At 67.5% G+C, this 14000-nt stretch carries 18 protein-coding genes; 10 read left to right on the top strand and 8 right to left on the bottom strand.

What is annotated here, in order from left to right; translation table 11 throughout:
* The first annotated feature begins 17 nt into the window (after positions 1-17).
* Positions 18-992: an NAD(P)H-quinone oxidoreductase gene (locus EG854_RS12015; RefSeq protein ID WP_123288373.1), complete on the top strand. Its 975-nt coding sequence runs from the start codon at positions 18-20 to the stop codon at positions 990-992.
* Here the strand turns inward: EG854_RS12015 and EG854_RS12010 are convergent, their stop codons facing one another.
* A complete protein-coding gene (locus tag EG854_RS12010; RefSeq protein ID WP_241153257.1) occupies positions 993-1649 on the bottom strand; it encodes a beta/gamma crystallin-related protein in 657 nt (218 codons plus the stop codon).
* Between the two features lie 212 nt (positions 1650-1861).
* Here EG854_RS12010 and EG854_RS12005 point away from each other — a divergent pair, with 212 nt between their 5' ends.
* The gene (locus EG854_RS12005; protein WP_123288372.1) at positions 1862-2527 is read left to right on the top strand and encodes a DUF1013 domain-containing protein; all 666 of its coding nucleotides are present in this window, start codon (positions 1862-1864) and stop codon (positions 2525-2527) included.
* A 73-nt stretch (positions 2528-2600) separates the two neighbouring features.
* Here EG854_RS12005 and EG854_RS12000 read toward each other — a convergent pair whose 3' ends face one another.
* Positions 2601-2774 (bottom strand): YdcH family protein, encoded by a 174-nt coding sequence (locus tag EG854_RS12000; protein WP_123288371.1) that lies wholly within the window; start codon positions 2772-2774, stop codon positions 2601-2603.
* Between the two features lie 127 nt (positions 2775-2901).
* On the opposite strand from EG854_RS12000, the gene EG854_RS11995 reads away from it, so the two are divergent.
* The 3 genes from EG854_RS11995 to EG854_RS11985 are packed head-to-tail and all read left to right on the top strand — an operon-like array spanning position 2902 to position 4234.
* On the top strand, positions 2902-3501 hold the full coding sequence (locus EG854_RS11995; RefSeq protein ID WP_123288370.1) for a UbiX family flavin prenyltransferase: 600 nt from the start codon (positions 2902-2904) through the stop codon (positions 3499-3501).
* On the top strand, positions 3498-3968 hold the full coding sequence (locus tag EG854_RS11990; protein ID WP_123288369.1) for a TIGR02444 family protein: 471 nt from the start codon (positions 3498-3500) through the stop codon (positions 3966-3968). The genes EG854_RS11995 and EG854_RS11990 overlap by 4 nt, the downstream gene beginning before the upstream one ends.
* A 44-nt stretch (positions 3969-4012) precedes the next feature.
* Positions 4013-4234, top strand: a complete 222-nt coding sequence (locus EG854_RS11985) for a YdcH family protein (RefSeq protein ID WP_123288368.1) — start codon at positions 4013-4015, stop codon at positions 4232-4234.
* Between the two features lie 4 nt (positions 4235-4238).
* On the opposite strand, the gene EG854_RS11980 is transcribed toward EG854_RS11985, so the two are convergent.
* On the bottom strand, positions 4239-4820 hold the full coding sequence (locus tag EG854_RS11980) for a GGDEF domain-containing protein (protein WP_123288367.1): 582 nt from the start codon (positions 4818-4820) through the stop codon (positions 4239-4241).
* A 171-nt stretch (positions 4821-4991) separates the two neighbouring features.
* Between EG854_RS11980 and purE the strand changes: the two genes are divergently transcribed.
* Together purE and EG854_RS11970 are read left to right on the top strand one after the other, a co-directional pair.
* On the top strand, positions 4992-5501 hold the full coding sequence (purE, locus tag EG854_RS11975) for a 5-(carboxyamino)imidazole ribonucleotide mutase (RefSeq protein WP_123288366.1): 510 nt from the start codon (positions 4992-4994) through the stop codon (positions 5499-5501).
* Positions 5501-6598 carry a 5-(carboxyamino)imidazole ribonucleotide synthase gene (locus tag EG854_RS11970; RefSeq protein WP_123288365.1) on the top strand — a complete coding sequence of 366 codons (1098 nt, stop codon included), beginning with the start codon at positions 5501-5503 and terminating at the stop codon, positions 6596-6598. The genes purE and EG854_RS11970 overlap by 1 nt, the downstream gene beginning before the upstream one ends.
* On the opposite strand, the gene EG854_RS11965 is transcribed toward EG854_RS11970, so the two are convergent.
* Complete coding sequence (locus EG854_RS11965; RefSeq protein WP_123288364.1) at positions 6595-7263, bottom strand: COQ9 family protein; 669 nt, start codon at positions 7261-7263, stop codon at positions 6595-6597. The genes EG854_RS11970 and EG854_RS11965 overlap by 4 nt on opposite strands.
* 207 nt (positions 7264-7470) lie before the next feature.
* Here EG854_RS11965 and rpsU point away from each other — a divergent pair, with 207 nt between their 5' ends.
* The gene (gene rpsU, locus EG854_RS11960; protein WP_123288363.1) at positions 7471-7704 is read left to right on the top strand and encodes a 30S ribosomal protein S21; all 234 of its coding nucleotides are present in this window, start codon (positions 7471-7473) and stop codon (positions 7702-7704) included.
* Positions 7705-7880: 176 nt separating this feature from the next.
* Complete coding sequence (locus EG854_RS11955) at positions 7881-8312, top strand: DUF559 domain-containing protein (RefSeq protein WP_123288458.1); 432 nt, start codon at positions 7881-7883, stop codon at positions 8310-8312.
* A gap of 9 nt (positions 8313-8321) precedes the next feature.
* Here the strand turns inward: EG854_RS11955 and EG854_RS11950 are convergent, their stop codons facing one another.
* Positions 8322-9734 (bottom strand): ABC transporter permease, encoded by a 1413-nt coding sequence (locus EG854_RS11950; protein WP_123288362.1) that lies wholly within the window; start codon positions 9732-9734, stop codon positions 8322-8324.
* On the bottom strand, positions 9731-10693 hold the full coding sequence (locus EG854_RS11945; protein WP_123288361.1) for an ABC transporter ATP-binding protein: 963 nt from the start codon (positions 10691-10693) through the stop codon (positions 9731-9733). The genes EG854_RS11950 and EG854_RS11945 overlap by 4 nt, the downstream gene beginning before the upstream one ends.
* A 144-nt stretch (positions 10694-10837) precedes the next feature.
* Here EG854_RS11945 and EG854_RS11940 point away from each other — a divergent pair, with 144 nt between their 5' ends.
* A complete protein-coding gene (locus tag EG854_RS11940) occupies positions 10838-11230 on the top strand; it encodes a hypothetical protein (protein ID WP_164462029.1) in 393 nt (130 codons plus the stop codon).
* A gap of 9 nt (positions 11231-11239) precedes the next feature.
* Here the strand turns inward: EG854_RS11940 and EG854_RS11935 are convergent, their stop codons facing one another.
* Positions 11240-11866, bottom strand: coding sequence for a M23 family metallopeptidase (locus EG854_RS11935; RefSeq protein ID WP_123288359.1), 627 nt, complete (start codon positions 11864-11866; stop codon positions 11240-11242).
* Between the two features lie 221 nt (positions 11867-12087).
* Positions 12088-13911: an autotransporter domain-containing protein gene (locus tag EG854_RS11930; RefSeq protein WP_123288358.1), complete on the bottom strand. Its 1824-nt coding sequence runs from the start codon at positions 13909-13911 to the stop codon at positions 12088-12090.
* Positions 13912-14000 lie beyond the last annotated feature (89 nt).

Here is a 14000-nt window from a genome sequence, read left to right as displayed (position 1 = left end):
ATTGCAAGGGCGGCCCCATGAAACGCATCTCGATCAGCGGTGGCACGGGCCCCGCGACCGCCCTTTCGCTGGTCGAGTCCCCGGACCTTGAGCCCGGCCCCGGTCAGGTTCGCATCCGGGTGCGCGCCGCGGGTATCAACCGCCCCGATCTGCTGCAGCGCGAGGGCCGATATCCCCCGCCGCCCGGCGCGCCCGACACCCTCGGTCTTGAAGTGGCTGGCGAGATTGACCGGCTTGGCGACGGCGTGACCGACCGGGCTATCGGCGACCGGGTCTGCGCCCTGCTGGGCGGGGGCGGCTATGCGGACCAGGCGGTGGTCGATGCGCGGCATCTGTTCCCCCTCCCCGACGATCTGGACTTTGTGGCCGCCGCAGCCCTGCCCGAGACCCTGTCGACCGTCTTTGCCAATGTCTTCGAGGATGGACGGCTGCAGGCGGGTGAAACCCTGCTGATCCATGGTGCCACCAGCGGTATCGGCGTCACCGCCATCCAGATGGCCAGGGCCGCCGGCGCCCGCGTCATCGCCACTTCCCGCGGCAGGGCCAAGGCAGACGCTGCGCGAGCCCTCGGCGCTGACGTCAGCCTCGATGCCACAAGCGATGACCTCGAGGCCACCATCAATAAAGCGGGCGGCGTCGATGTGATCCTCGACATGGTCGGAGCCGACTATGCCGCGCTGAACCAGTCGGTGCTCAAGCCCGGCGGGCGCTGGTCGGTGATCGCCACCCTCAGCGGCGCCCGGGTCGAAATCGACCTGATGCGGCTGATGCTGAAGCGGATCGTGCTGACCGGCTCAACGCTCCGCTCGCGTAGCGCGGACGAAAAGGCCCGCCTGATCGCGGCGGTCCGCCAGACGGCATGGCCCTGGGTCGAGAGCGGTCAGGTCAGGCCCCCAATCGAGGCGACCTTTCCTTTGGCAGATGCCGGTCTCGCCCACCTCCGGCTGGAGGCGGGCGAGCACATCGGCAAGATCGTGCTGGTGGTCGACTGACTACCAGCGGTCTCCCCGCCCCCCGCGACCCACGGGTCGCAGCGAGGAAATCCGGTCGTTCAAACCCCACGAGCTCAGGTTGCGGACGTCGCCCGTAAACCGCTGACAGTAGCCCCGGAAATAGGCATCGGTGCAGGCTTCCCACTCACCCCGGAAGCTCATCGAGCTGATCTGGTCGTTGAAGCCCGTGCGATCCAGATTCGCGATCTCGCCTCTGAAGCTGGTCGAGGGTCCACGGAAATTGGCATCCCGGTACACCGTGATCTCGGCCCGCCCACCCTGACCGCGATCCCAGCGGTCATCCCGGCGGTCGTCCCAGTCGTCCCTGCCGCCGCCACCCCCACGGTCCTCGAAGTCGCCGCGGTGCGGGCCACAAACCAGCCGGCCGTTGTTGTTGGAGATGTCGTAGGGACCGCAGCGATTCAGCTCGATCGACGTCCCGCGGATCCGGCCGCGTTCGTCACGACAATCTGCATAGAGGCGGCCGCGGTTCACATAGTCCCCGCTACAACTCCGTGCATAGCTTCCACGCGGGGATACGGCCTGCGGATCCTGATAGCTGCCACCCGGTGCCCGCTGCGGGTCCTGATCGGCGACGGGGGCGGGACCGCCCAATGCCAGGGCCGACATGGCGGCCACTCCTGCCAAACTCAACATGATCTCTCCTCCACACTTTCGATCGGGGCCAAACCCCCATGAGCCCACCGTGACGCTTCGCAGATGAACCTTGGCTGTATGAGCGCGCCATATGGCGTTTTCTTTTCAGCCGAATGCGCCTATACGGACAGTCTCAGCGCCCGGCCGAAAGGTCGGGCGCCGCTGTTTCCGGGCCCCGGCTTCCGGGCCCCTTCATGAACCGGAACGACGTCATGACCGACATTCTCATGCCCAAGGCCACTGCGGTCTGGCTGGTGGACAATTCCTCCCTGACCTTCGAGCAGATCGCCGACTTCTGTGGTCTGCACCCGCTGGAAGTGCGTGGCATCGCCGACGGTGATGTCGCCCGCGACATCCGTGGCGCCGACCCGCTGATCAACGGCCAGCTGACCCGCGACGAGCTGGACAAGGCCCAGGCCGACGAGTCCTATCGCATGAAGGCCGTGGTCAGCCGCCACGCCGAACTGCTCAAGCCGGCCAAGGCCCCGCCGCGCTATACGCCGGTCTCGCGCCGTCAGGACCGCCCCGACGCCATCATGTGGTTCGTCAAGAATCACCCCGAGGTGACCGACGCCCAGATCTCGAAACTGCTGGGCACCACCAAGGCCACCATCGAGACGGTGCGCAGTCGCACCCACTGGAACACCGCCAACATCAAGCCGGTCGATCCCGTCACCCTCGGTCTGGTCGGCCAGATTGTACTCGACGAGGTGATCAAGAAGGCGGCCGACAAGAAGGCCAAGGACGACGCCAAGAAGGGCGGCGCCACTCTTCAGACCGGCGAAGCCCAGCCGGCGGCCGAACCGGCGTTCGAGCCCGATGCCCCCGAGGCCCGCAGCCAGCACACCGCCGAGTCGGTGTTCGGCTCGCGCGACTGACCATGTCGGTCACACGATGCAAAAACGGCCCCGGAGCACCTCCGGGGCCGTTTTCATGATCTGGATATCCTGACTATCGGCTCTGTCGCTCAAGGCCGGCAATCTGTTCCTTCAGCCTGAGTTTTCGGAGCTTCAGCGACTTGAGGTAGAGCGGATCGGTGGCCGGTTTGGTCGTTTCCTTCTGGATCGCAGTATCCAGATTGCGGTGACGGTTTCCCAGTTCGCGAATACGCGCCTCGATGGTCATGGCTTGCGCCTCCTTGTCTAAGGGACCAGTAGATTGAGCGCCCGGATGCCGACCGTGTGGAATCACGTTTCGGTGATTCGCGTAGCATCCGGACCAAAACAGGGTCGCTGCCAAAAGGGTCAAAGTTTTGAACTCTGCCGTATCCAGGGATGATCGCCCCCTGATCGTGGGCATCAGCGGCGCATCCGGCGTCATCTATGGCGTGCGGATGCTCGATGCTCTCCGGGAGCTGGGCGTATTGTCGCACCTGGTGGTGTCGCGCGCTGCCCTGCTGACCCTGTCGCAGGAAACCGATCTTTCGCCCCAGGACCTGACCGACCGCGCCGATGTGGTCCACAAGGTCGCTGATGTCGGCGCCTCCATCGCCTCGGGCTCGTTCCGCACACGCGGCATGGTCATCGCGCCCTGCTCGATCCGCAGCGCGGGTGAGATCGCCACCGGCATCACCTCGACCCTGCTGACCCGCGCCGCCGACGTCACGCTCAAGGAACGCCGCCGTCTGGTGCTGATGGTGCGCGAGACGCCCCTGCACCTCGGCCACCTGCGCACCCTGACCGCCCTGTCGGAAATGGGCGCCATCATCGCCCCGCCCCTGCCCGCCCTCTACGCCCGTCCCGACAGTCTGGATCAGGTGATCGACCAGAGCGTCGGCCGCGTGCTGGACCTGTTCGATCTGGACTGGTCGCCCGTCACCCGCTGGAGCGGCCTGAGCGGCCCCGCGTCATGATCACCCCCGGCTTCTGGGACTGGGCGCTTGAGGCCTACGGCCGCGACGGCGTGGCCGACGCCTGCGTCGACCTTCAGGACCGTCATGGCCAGTGCGTGCCCCTGCTGCTGTGGGCGGCCTGGATCGCATCCCGGGACGAGTCGGCGGCGGACGACACGCTCGAGGCCGCCTGCGACATCGCCCGCGCCTGGGATGAAACGACCCTCGATCCGCTGCGGGCCCTTCGCCGCAAGCTCAAGTCGCCTCATCCCGATATTGAGCCCGGCGCCCGTCTGGACGTCCGCCAGAAGACCATCGAGCTGGAGCGCCGCGCCGAACACCATCTGATGCAGGCGCTGGAGCATCTGCCGCGCGAGGCCGCCCCCGGCGCCGATACGCTCAAGACGCTGGTGGCCGTGACCCGCGCCTGGTCGCCGGTTACCCCCCGCAAGGAACTGCAGACCCTGACCGCGTGTCTTTCAGCCTGACCCCGGCTCGGCTATAGACAGGGAAATCAGGGGTACCGGGCGCAATGAACGACGACGCGAGTCTGACGGAAGAGGAACTGGCGCTTCACATCCAGCTCCGGGGCCTGCGTCGTGAGCACGCCGATCTGGACGCTGCGATCGAGGCGCTGGGCGCCACAGCCGTCCCCGACCAGCTGCGCATCGCCCGCCTCAAGCGTCAGAAGCTCGCCCTGCGCGACGAGATCGTGAAGATCGAGGCCCGCATCCTCCCCGACATCATCGCCTGACGCCTCAGCTGCGCCCCGGCTTGCGCAGCCACATGGCGGCGTCGGCCTCGGCCAGCCAGGTCTCGACATCCTCCTGACCGGTCCAGGCGCGCACGCCGAACGACCCGCCCAGCGGCACGGTCTGGCCCTCGTAGCGGAAGCCCTCGGTCTTCAGCGTCTCGGCCAGCCGCGCGGCCTTGTCGCGGCCTTCCTCAATGCCGGCATTCATCATCAGCAGGCCGAACTCGTCGCCGCCCAGACGCCCCACCGCATCCGACTCCCGCAGATTGTCGCGCATCAGCTCGGCCACCCGCACCAGCGCCGCATCGCCCGCCGCATGGCCATAGGTGTCATTGACGCCCTTGAAGCCGTCCAGATCCAGGTACAGCAGCACCGCCGGCACCTGATGGCGCTTGCAATAGGCCATGGCCCGGTGAAGCGCCGTCACGAACCCCCGCCGGTTCAGCGCCGGGGTCAGCACATCGTGGTCAGCGGCTGCCTCGGCCGCCTCAGCCCGCGCACGCAGGGCCTCGACCTCGGCGCGCAGCCGGGCCAGCTCGGCCTCAAGGGCGTCGGAATCCGGCAGCGGGGCAGGGGTCTGGGACACGGAAACGGCAAGACTCCAGAGGCGGCAGGGGGGCCGGCAAGGCCCGACTCAGGCGATCGCGCCCGCCCCGATGCTAACCTGCTTGGTTGCAGGCGCAACGCGGGTGCTGTAACCGGCCCCTTCCCGCCCGCACGGGCGCGCGTTTGAGGGACACCCATGGCCCCGTCCTCCATGGAACCGACACCTCCGGCAGGGGATGCCACGGCCCCCGTGGCCATCATCATGGGCAGCCGCTCGGACTGGCCGACGATGAAGGCCGCCACCGACAGCCTCGACCGTCTGGGCGTCGCCTGGTCGGCCCGGGTCGTCTCGGCCCACCGCACCCCCGACCGCATGGTCGCCTTTGCGCGTGAGGCCCGCGAAAAGGGCATTCAGGTCATCATCGCCGGGGCCGGCGGCGCCGCCCACCTGCCCGGCATGGTCGCCTCCATGACCAGCCTGCCGGTGCTGGGCGTGCCCGTGCAGTCCAAGGCCCTTAGCGGGCTCGATTCCCTGCTCTCCATCGTGCAGATGCCCGGCGGCGTCCCCGTCGGCACCCTCGCCATCGGTGAGGCCGGTGCGAAGAACGCCGGCATCCTCGCCGCCCAGATCCTCGCCCTTAACGACCCCGTTCTGGCCGGTCGGCTGGACGCCTTCCGCGAGGCCCTGACCGAATCCGTGCCCGAGACCGTCGAGGACTGATGAGCGACACCCCCGCCCCGGTTCCCCCCGCCCTTGCCCCCGGTTCGACCGTCGGCATCCTGGGTGGTGGCCAGCTGGGGCGGATGCTGTCCCAGGCCGCCTCGCGCCTCGGCTTCGATGTCGTCATTCTCGATCCCGAGGAAAACAGCCCCGCCGGACGCGTCTCGCGTGGCCAGATCGTCGCCGCCTACGACGACCCCACAGCCCTGAACGTCTTTGGCCGCGTCTGTGACGTCGTGACCTTCGAGTTCGAGAATGTCCCCGCCCGGTCGGTCGAGCTGCTGGCCGAGGCCGGGGCCCGCGTCGCCCCCGGCCCCCGCGCCCTGGCCGTCGCCCAGGACCGCATTCTGGAAAAGACCTTCCTGAACGAAGCGGGCGCCCCGACCGTCGAATTCGCCATGGTGGACGACCTGGCCTCGCTGGAAACCGCGCTGCAGGTCATCCCCCTGCCCGCCCTGCTGAAGACCCGCCGCGAAGGCTATGACGGCAAGGGCCAGGTCTGGATCAAGACGCTGATACAGGCCGCCGACGCCTGGGCAGCCATCGGCGAGCGCCCGGCGGTGCTCGAGGCCCGGGCCCTGTTCGTGCGCGAACTGTCGATCATCTGCGCGCGGGGCTGGGACGGAAAGACCGCCGTCTATCCGCTGGGCTGGAACACCCACAAGGGCGGCGTGCTCAAGACCACCGTCGCCCCGGCCGAGGTCGAGCCAAAGACCGAACGCCGCGCCCGCGCCATCGCCCGCGCCGTGCTGGAGCAACTGGACTATGTCGGCGTGCTGGGCATTGAGCTGTTCGACCTCGGCGACGGTCGCCTGCTGGTCAATGAGATCGCCCCCCGCGTCCACAACACCGGCCACTGGACCCAGGACGGCTGCGTCTGCGACCAGTTCGAACAGCACATCCGCGCCATCACCGGCTGGCCACTGGGCCCCACCGCCGCCCATGCCCACGTCGAAATGACCAATCTGCTCGGCGACGAGATCGATCAGTGGCAAAAGCTGGCCGGCAAGTCCGACATGCGTCTGCACCTGTACGGCAAGGGCGAGGCCCGCCCCGGCCGCAAGATGGCCCACGTCAACCGCGTGCGCCCGCTTTAGGCCTCAGCCTTCGGCCCGTACCGCATCCGGCTCAGCACCTCGGTCACCCTGCGCAGCGGGGCCTCGAAATCCTTGCCGGCCTTCCACTTCTCGAAGGTCATGACGTTGTCGATGCGGTCGGCGACAAAGGCCTCGGCCGCCTCGCGCCCGTCGAACCAGCGCATGGTCAGGGCCGGTACCAGAATGCCCGACAGGATCGTCCGCTTGGAATAGTGGTTCCAGTCCGTGGCGGTGTCCCCCGCCCAGACCCACAGCCGGTCGGCGGTCTCCCACGCCAGCTTCAGCCCCGACTCGGCATTGTGCGGCAGGGCCAGGAAGCCCGCGCATTTGCGACAGGCCTCAAGGTCCTCGGCCCCCGCCTCCATACGGGCAGAAACGCCGCGGGCGATGCGCTCGCGAATCTTAAGCGTCACCGGATCGACCTCGGCCAGGGCGGCAAGGGCGCGGTCATCGTGGCGGCGGGACAGCAGCGCCGCCAGATCGCGCGCCCCGTGGGGCAGCAGCAGGTCCTGGTCCCCCTGCGACAGACCGGCCTCCACACACGCCGCCCGCGCCATGGTGGCATTCCAGCCCAGACGCGGCGCCAGCGCCACGGCATGATCCAGCACGGCCTGTTCGGTCTCGCGGGCCCAGCGGTCGGGATCGGTCTCGTCGGAGGGTGACATGTGGGCTATACTAGGCCTGCCGCATCGGGGTGACGAGCCCCCGTAAAACCCCGCGACGATCCGCGACACCGTTCTGGACAGGGCGGGCCGCATCGTGTATCCGGCTCGCCTTCACCCGAAGACCCTCCGGTTTGCGGGACACTGTGTTTTTGTCTGCCCGTCTCCCTTCAGAAAGGACGCGGCGGGCAGTCAAAAGGAGAGATACCCCTGGTTCAGATTTTTGTCCGCGACAACAACGTCGATCAGGCGCTCAAGGCCCTGAAGAAGAAGATGCAACGCGAAGGCAGCTTCCGTGAAATGAAGCGCCACGTGCACTACGAAAAGCCTTCGGAAAAGCGCGCCCGTCAAAAGGCCGAGGCCGTGCGTCGCGCCCGCAAGCTGGCCCGCAAGCGCGCCCAGCGCGAAGGCCTGCTGCCGATGCCCAAGCCGCGTCCCCGGTAAGACCCGGCGCTTCGCTGAAAAACACAAAGGCCGCCCCGGGCAACCAGGGCGGCCTTTTTGATTCACCTCTCCATTCGTGGAGGCGAATGGGGAGGACAGACCGCGCAGCGGTCAGGAGGGGGCGGCACCACCCTTAAAAGTTGCCAATATGCTCTCGGTGTGCTACCTTGTCGTGCATGGAAGACAGCATCACCCACATGCGCGCCAGGCGGTTGAGGCGACCCATGAGCCCCCCGGAAGCCCGGCTCTGGGTCAGGCTGCGCGCACGCCGATTGGAAGGCTGCAAGTTCAGGCGCCAGCATCCCTGCGGCCCCTTCATCCTCGACTTCTATTGCGCGGCCGCACGCCTGGCCGTCGAAGTGGACGGAGAGAGCCACAACGATCCAGACCAGATAGCACATGACCGGCGGCGAACTCGCTGGCTGGCCGCCCGAGGCATACGGGTCGTGCGGATCGCCGCTGTGGATGTGCGGGACGAACTGGACGGCGTGCTGGCCTTCATCGTCCGGGTCGTTCGCGAACGAACCGCAAACCGCGGCGGCGCCCCCTCCACCCCCCGGGCTGGGTCGCCCGGGCGGTCCCCCTCCCCGTCACCGACGGGGAGGTGACGCCGGGACTTACCGCCCCCCGCCCCGGATGGCACCGGCAAAGCTCTTCCAGCTCAGCTTCACGTCCGACAGGGCACCCGCACGGAACGCACGACCGGCGATCCACACCATCAGCAATGCCGTGGCAAACATACCCGCCATGGTCCCCGCGATCTCGAACATCGGCGGGTCCGAGGGCGCCCTCGCCGGCATCAGGAAGGGCGTGAAGAAGGGGACCCACGACATGATCTTGACCAGCGGCGCGTCAGGCGTGCGCAGGGCCAACTGGACCACGATGATCGGGATGACCAGAACCATCATGATCGGTCCCATCAAGGTCTGGGCGTCACGCGGCGTCTCACAGAAGGCTCCGATGGCCGCGAACAGCACGGCGTACATCAGATAGCCGCCCACGGCGTAGGCGACGAAGTACCAGATCATGCCACCTTCCAGGAGGATCGAGCCGATGTCGCGGGCCGTCTCCGGGAAGCTGAACAACAGGCCTGCCGATCCGATGCCGGCCCAGACCAGCAGCACCGTCACCGTCAGCATGGCGACGCCCAGCACCTTGCCGGTCAGGATTTCGGTCGCTGACGCCGAGGACAGCAGAACCTCGAGGATCTTGTTCGACTTCTCCTCCATCACGCTGTTCAGCAGGATAGAGGCTCCTGTGATGATGAGCGACCAAAGCAGGAAGGCCGAGGCAAGGCCGATGATCCCCGGCAGACGATCCTTGAAAGACACTTCTCCCCCGCTGGCCGACTGGGGTGAAAAGAGCTTCACGTCCGGCCGGAACCGCTCGGTCTCGACAACGACCGAGCCGTCGATGCCGGCGGATTCGAACACCTGTCGCCGGTTGGCGGACTGCAGGGCATCGCGAATAAAGTCCTCGACCGTGTCATCGGTCGCGCGGCGGCTCCACACGCGCGCCGCAGGCTGCCCGGCCTCATCCCGCGTCAGGAAGACGACCGAGTCGATCTGCGCATCACGCTCGACATCGGCGGTCAGAAGTGCCCGGACCACAGCTTCCTGGCCCTCGACGGACCCCGCAGCGGACAGCTCGGCCGGTGTCTCGACCAGACGCACGCGCTGGCGGCTCAGGGCCTCACTCAAGCCCCCACCGCCCTGTTTCTCGGCTTGTTCCACAGCCTCCTTGGGCAGGCCCGTGGCCTTGACGGCGGCCTCCTGCGCCTCGGCGGCCCGCGCGGCCCGTCGCGCTGCATCCGCAGCGAGCGATTCCCGCACCGAACCCGCCAGACCCTCGGCGCCCGGGCCTTCCTCGACCAGCACCACAGCCCGGACCGGCTCGCTGGTCCGCATCAGGATCGGGATAGCCCCGCCCAGCACGGCAAACATCGGAAACGCCAGCAGCGACAGCCAGAAGCCGACGGTCATGGCATAGGCGGCATATTCCCGCCGCGCGATCAGAAGAGTGCGGTTCATCGGGCGGCCTCCAGGTTCTCGCGGCGAACGGTCTGGTCCTGATCGGGGTCATCCCCCGTCAGGCCGATAAAGGCGTCATGCAGGGTCGGCTCGCGCAGCTCAAAACGCCGCACGTCCAGACCGTTCAGGAAGGCCGCCTTCAGCGCCTCCTGTCCCCGCCCGCCCGGGGCCAGTTCGGCCTTCAGCACGTGCACGGGGCCGTCGCTGCGGACGGTCTCGACCGACACCACCCCCGGAAGGGCCTTGGCCGCCGCCACAGCGATTTCGCCCTCCAGCTCAAGGAACCGGCGGGTGGTGGCCTTGGCCTCGTCGACTGTGCCCTCGAACGCCTTCTGGCCCCGGGCCAGCAGCACCACCTTGTCGCACAGCCGCTCGGCGTGCTGCATGACGTGGGTCGAGAACAGGACCGTGGCGCCATCGGCGGCCAGTCCGCGGATCATTTCTTCCAGACCCTGCTGGTTGACCGGGTCGAGGCCCGAAAACGGCTCGTCGAGGATGACAAATTCCGGCTTGTGCACGACCGAGGCGATCAGCTGCACCTTCTGGGCCATGCCCTTGGACAGCTCTTTCATCTTCTTGGTCTGGGCGTGCTCCAGCCCCTGCTGCTTCAGCATCACGCGCGCGCGCTTGCGGCCCTCGCCCGTCGGCAGGCCCTTCAGCGCTCCGAAAAAGGCGATCGCATCCACCGGAGTCATCTTTTTGTAGAGGCCACGCTCTTCCGGCAGGAAACCGATCCGGTCCCGCACGCTGCGGCCGTCGCCGGCGCCCAGAATACTGAGACTGCCCGAGGTCTGCGGCTGCAGGCCCAGAATCATCCGCAGGGTCGAGGTCTTGCCCGCCCCGTTCGGCCCCAGAAAGCCACAGATGCTGCCCTTGGGCACGGAAAAGCTCAGATCCTTGACGGCCTGAAACGCCCCATAGCGTTTGCTGATGTCGGTCAGGCTCAGTGCGGCGTCCATATGCGCCCCCTTTGGAAACTCTTGGTCGAAACGAGTCCTAGGGTATGTAAAGGGTGTTTGACAACCTTGGTCGTGGCGGATCGATGCCAGTTTTTATGAATTCCCTGTCATGATCACCGCAGGAAGCAGGCTGGGGAGGCCTCAATGATCCGTAAGATTATGGGTGTCGTGGCCGGCGTCGTCGTAGCTATGGCCGTCACCATGGGCAGTCAGGCCGGTATCCACCTGCTGTATCCGCCGCCGCCGGGCGACTATATGGACCCGGCGGTACAGGCCGCCGCCATGGCCCAGGCGCCGGCGATCTCGCTGGTGCTGGTGGCGGTCGGCTATGGCCTGGCCGCGTTGATCGGCGGCCTGGTGGCCTGCATGATCGCACGCCGCCGGGGCTGGCCCAGCTGGATCATCGGCGGATTGCTGGTGCTGGGTACGGTGATGAACATCATTATGCTGCCCCACCCGATATGGTTCGGACCTCTGGCCATCGGCCTGATCGCGCTCGGCAGCTGGCTGGGCGGCAGAGCGACCCGCGCGAACTAAGGCTGACGGTTAGGAAGCCTCGATCACCACAACTTCAAAGCTGCGGTCCAGAACGCGCGCCGGATTGATCGGCGTGCCGCCGCGGCGGACTTCGAAATGCAGGTGCGGACCGGTCGAATAGCCGGTCGACCCGACCAGACCCAGACGGTCCTCGCCCGTCACAGCCATGCCCGAGGCCACGTCCACGCGGCTCATGTGGGCATACAGGGTAGTCATACCGTTCGGGTGGGCCACTTCGACGAAGCGGCCATAGCCCTCGGGTTGATAGCCGGTGCGGACCACCACGCCCTCGGCGGCGGAAAACACGCTGGTCCCGGTCGGGGCCGCCATATCGACGCCATTGTGCGGACGCGCCGCGCCCTCGCCGCCCAGTCGGCGCATGCCAAAGCGCGAATTGATCGGATAGCCCTTCAGCGGGGCCTCGAACCGGATTTCGCGGGTCACCGGGCCGGCAGGCTCGGCCACAGCCACGACCGGCGGCGCCACCGGCCCCTTGTTCGTCACGCCCAGCGGATCGTCACCGGCAGGCACCGAGATCGGTGCCGCAGCCATGGCCAGCACGGCAACGGCGACAAGGCCAAGGGACTGACCGGATTGGGTGGCGAGGGTACGCAGTCGGGCGTCAAGGCGTCGCATCAGGCGGCGTCTCCGTTCTGGATCATGCAGCGGGTGGAACGGCAGCCCCAAGGGCCGTGACCGGTCACTTTCGAATGAGGGGGCCTTGTGCCGTTCCCCTTGGACGAGAATGAGGCACAGGGCGCGTCAGGACGTCGCACCCCTGGAACCGACGGACCGGAAACGAAAAAAGGGCGGAGCCGCGTGGCCCCGCCCTTCTCCATTTTCGACCGGCAGAGGCCTTAGTTCAGCGGCATCCGCAGGGTGATCCCGCCGACGAAGCTGTCGGCATGCTCGCCGTAGCGGCCCTTCAGGCCCAGACCGACCTGCGCTGGGCCCCAGTCGACCTCGAGGCCCATCTGGGCCAGCAACTGGCCCCCCATGGGGTCTTCGATCGTCCGGTACAGGACCTGCGACGGGCTGCCGGCAATGCCGGTTCCGACCGGATCCGAGCTGTCGTCCAGGCTCTCGCGCCAGCCACCCTCGACGTAGAAGGTCACGCCCTCAATGGCGCTTTCGGCGCGCAGGGTGACTTCGCCCGTGATGCCCTCGACCGTGCGGTCTTCATAGGCGTACTGGGCGGCGACGCCCTGCTCGATATAGCCGCTGACGTCGGTCGAGGCCCAGGTCACGGCGACGCGGGGCGACAGGGCGATGCCGCCCATGTCGAACCAGGTCCCGCCCTGAACCCGGACACCGCGGCTGTAGCCCTCGGTCTCGCCGGTGTGGACCACCGGGCCGACGCCCGTGCTGCGCAGGATGTCGTCATAGGTGTCGCGCGCCGCGCCCGCCGTGACGTTGGCGAACAGCGGGCCCGAACGCCAGCCGACGAAGGCGTCGAACGAGAAATTCTCGCTGTCGAACCGGGTCGGTCCGGCAACGGTCTCGGCCTGGCGATAGCTGCCGGCAAGGCCCATGCGCCAGCCGTCGGAGATGCTGTGATCGACGGCCAGGCGGATGCCCTGACCCTCGACCTTGGCCGCCGGGGCCAGACCACGCGAGTCGACGTCGGTGGTATCACCCGTCAGGCTCACATCGACCGTGGTGCGGCCGGGTTCCCAGGCCGCCCAGCCCGACAGGGCTTCCGATCCCAGGTCCAGCGAGTCCTCGCGCTGGCGCATCGACAGCTCACCCTGATGCGTCGTGGCCGCACCCCGATCACCGTAATACAGATAGTCATTGGCCAGGCTGGCAATCGCGCGGTGGCCGGCCGCCGTCGGGTGCACCCCGTCCAGATAGAAATAGTCGTCCGGGTTGGAGCACAGCGTCAGCGCCACCTGGTTGAAACAGGGCTGGGTGACATTGGTCACGCCAAACGCCGTCGGGTTGCCGGCGATGGTGTCACCGATCTTGAACAGGTCCATCAGGATGATGTTGGTGCCGGGCCGGTTGGCCGCCACCGTGTTCAGGCCGGTCAGCAGGGCCCCGTTGAAAGTCGTCACGGCATAGTCGGCCAGCGGGGCGGCGGTCGTCCCCCCGAACTGCGGCGTCAGGCTCAGCTTCGGCAGGTTGCTGACCAGGATGGTGCCAGCGCCGGCTGCGGCCACACTGTCGACCAGCAGGTTGATGTCGGCGGCCGCCGACAGCGACACCGGCTGGATGGCGCCGGCCGGATTGATCGAGGCCCCGGCAGCGGGCAGGCCCTGGAAGATGTTGTTGGCGCCGCCCAGAATGCTGACCAGATCATTGGAATCAAACGTCCCGCCGCCGCCCAGATAGGCATTCAGCTGGGTCCGCATACCCGGCGGAAAGCCCGACAGGTCGGTGCGGGCACCGCCAAAGGCATAGTTGATGCTGCCGGCGTTCGAATCCCCGGCGGCGAACCGACCCAGGCTGAAGCCGAGCAGCTCGACGAAAACCGGCCCGGTCGAGAACCGGCCCTGGAAGTAGAAAGGCGCAGGCGGCTGGGTGCCACCGGACAACAGGAACAGGTTGCCGTTGTCGCTCAGGCTGTCGCCGAACACGACCAGACGGTCATAGCTCTGGGCGTTGGCGGCGCCCGCGAGGGCGGCACCCGCAGCAAGGGTCAGGGCCGCAGCGGCGGCGGTGCGCATGAAACGTGACATGATGAGATCCTCCCTCAGTCGTCAGTCGCGACTGTTGGCAACAGTGTGCGCGCGACAGCGACCCCAACGCAAGATGCCGCTGCGTAAGC

Origin of the sequence: Brevundimonas halotolerans, assembly GCF_003730275.1 — a bacterium.
GTDB lineage: Bacteria > Pseudomonadota > Alphaproteobacteria > Caulobacterales > Caulobacteraceae > Brevundimonas > Brevundimonas halotolerans.
This window is presented reverse-complemented; position numbering and strand designations above follow the sequence as displayed.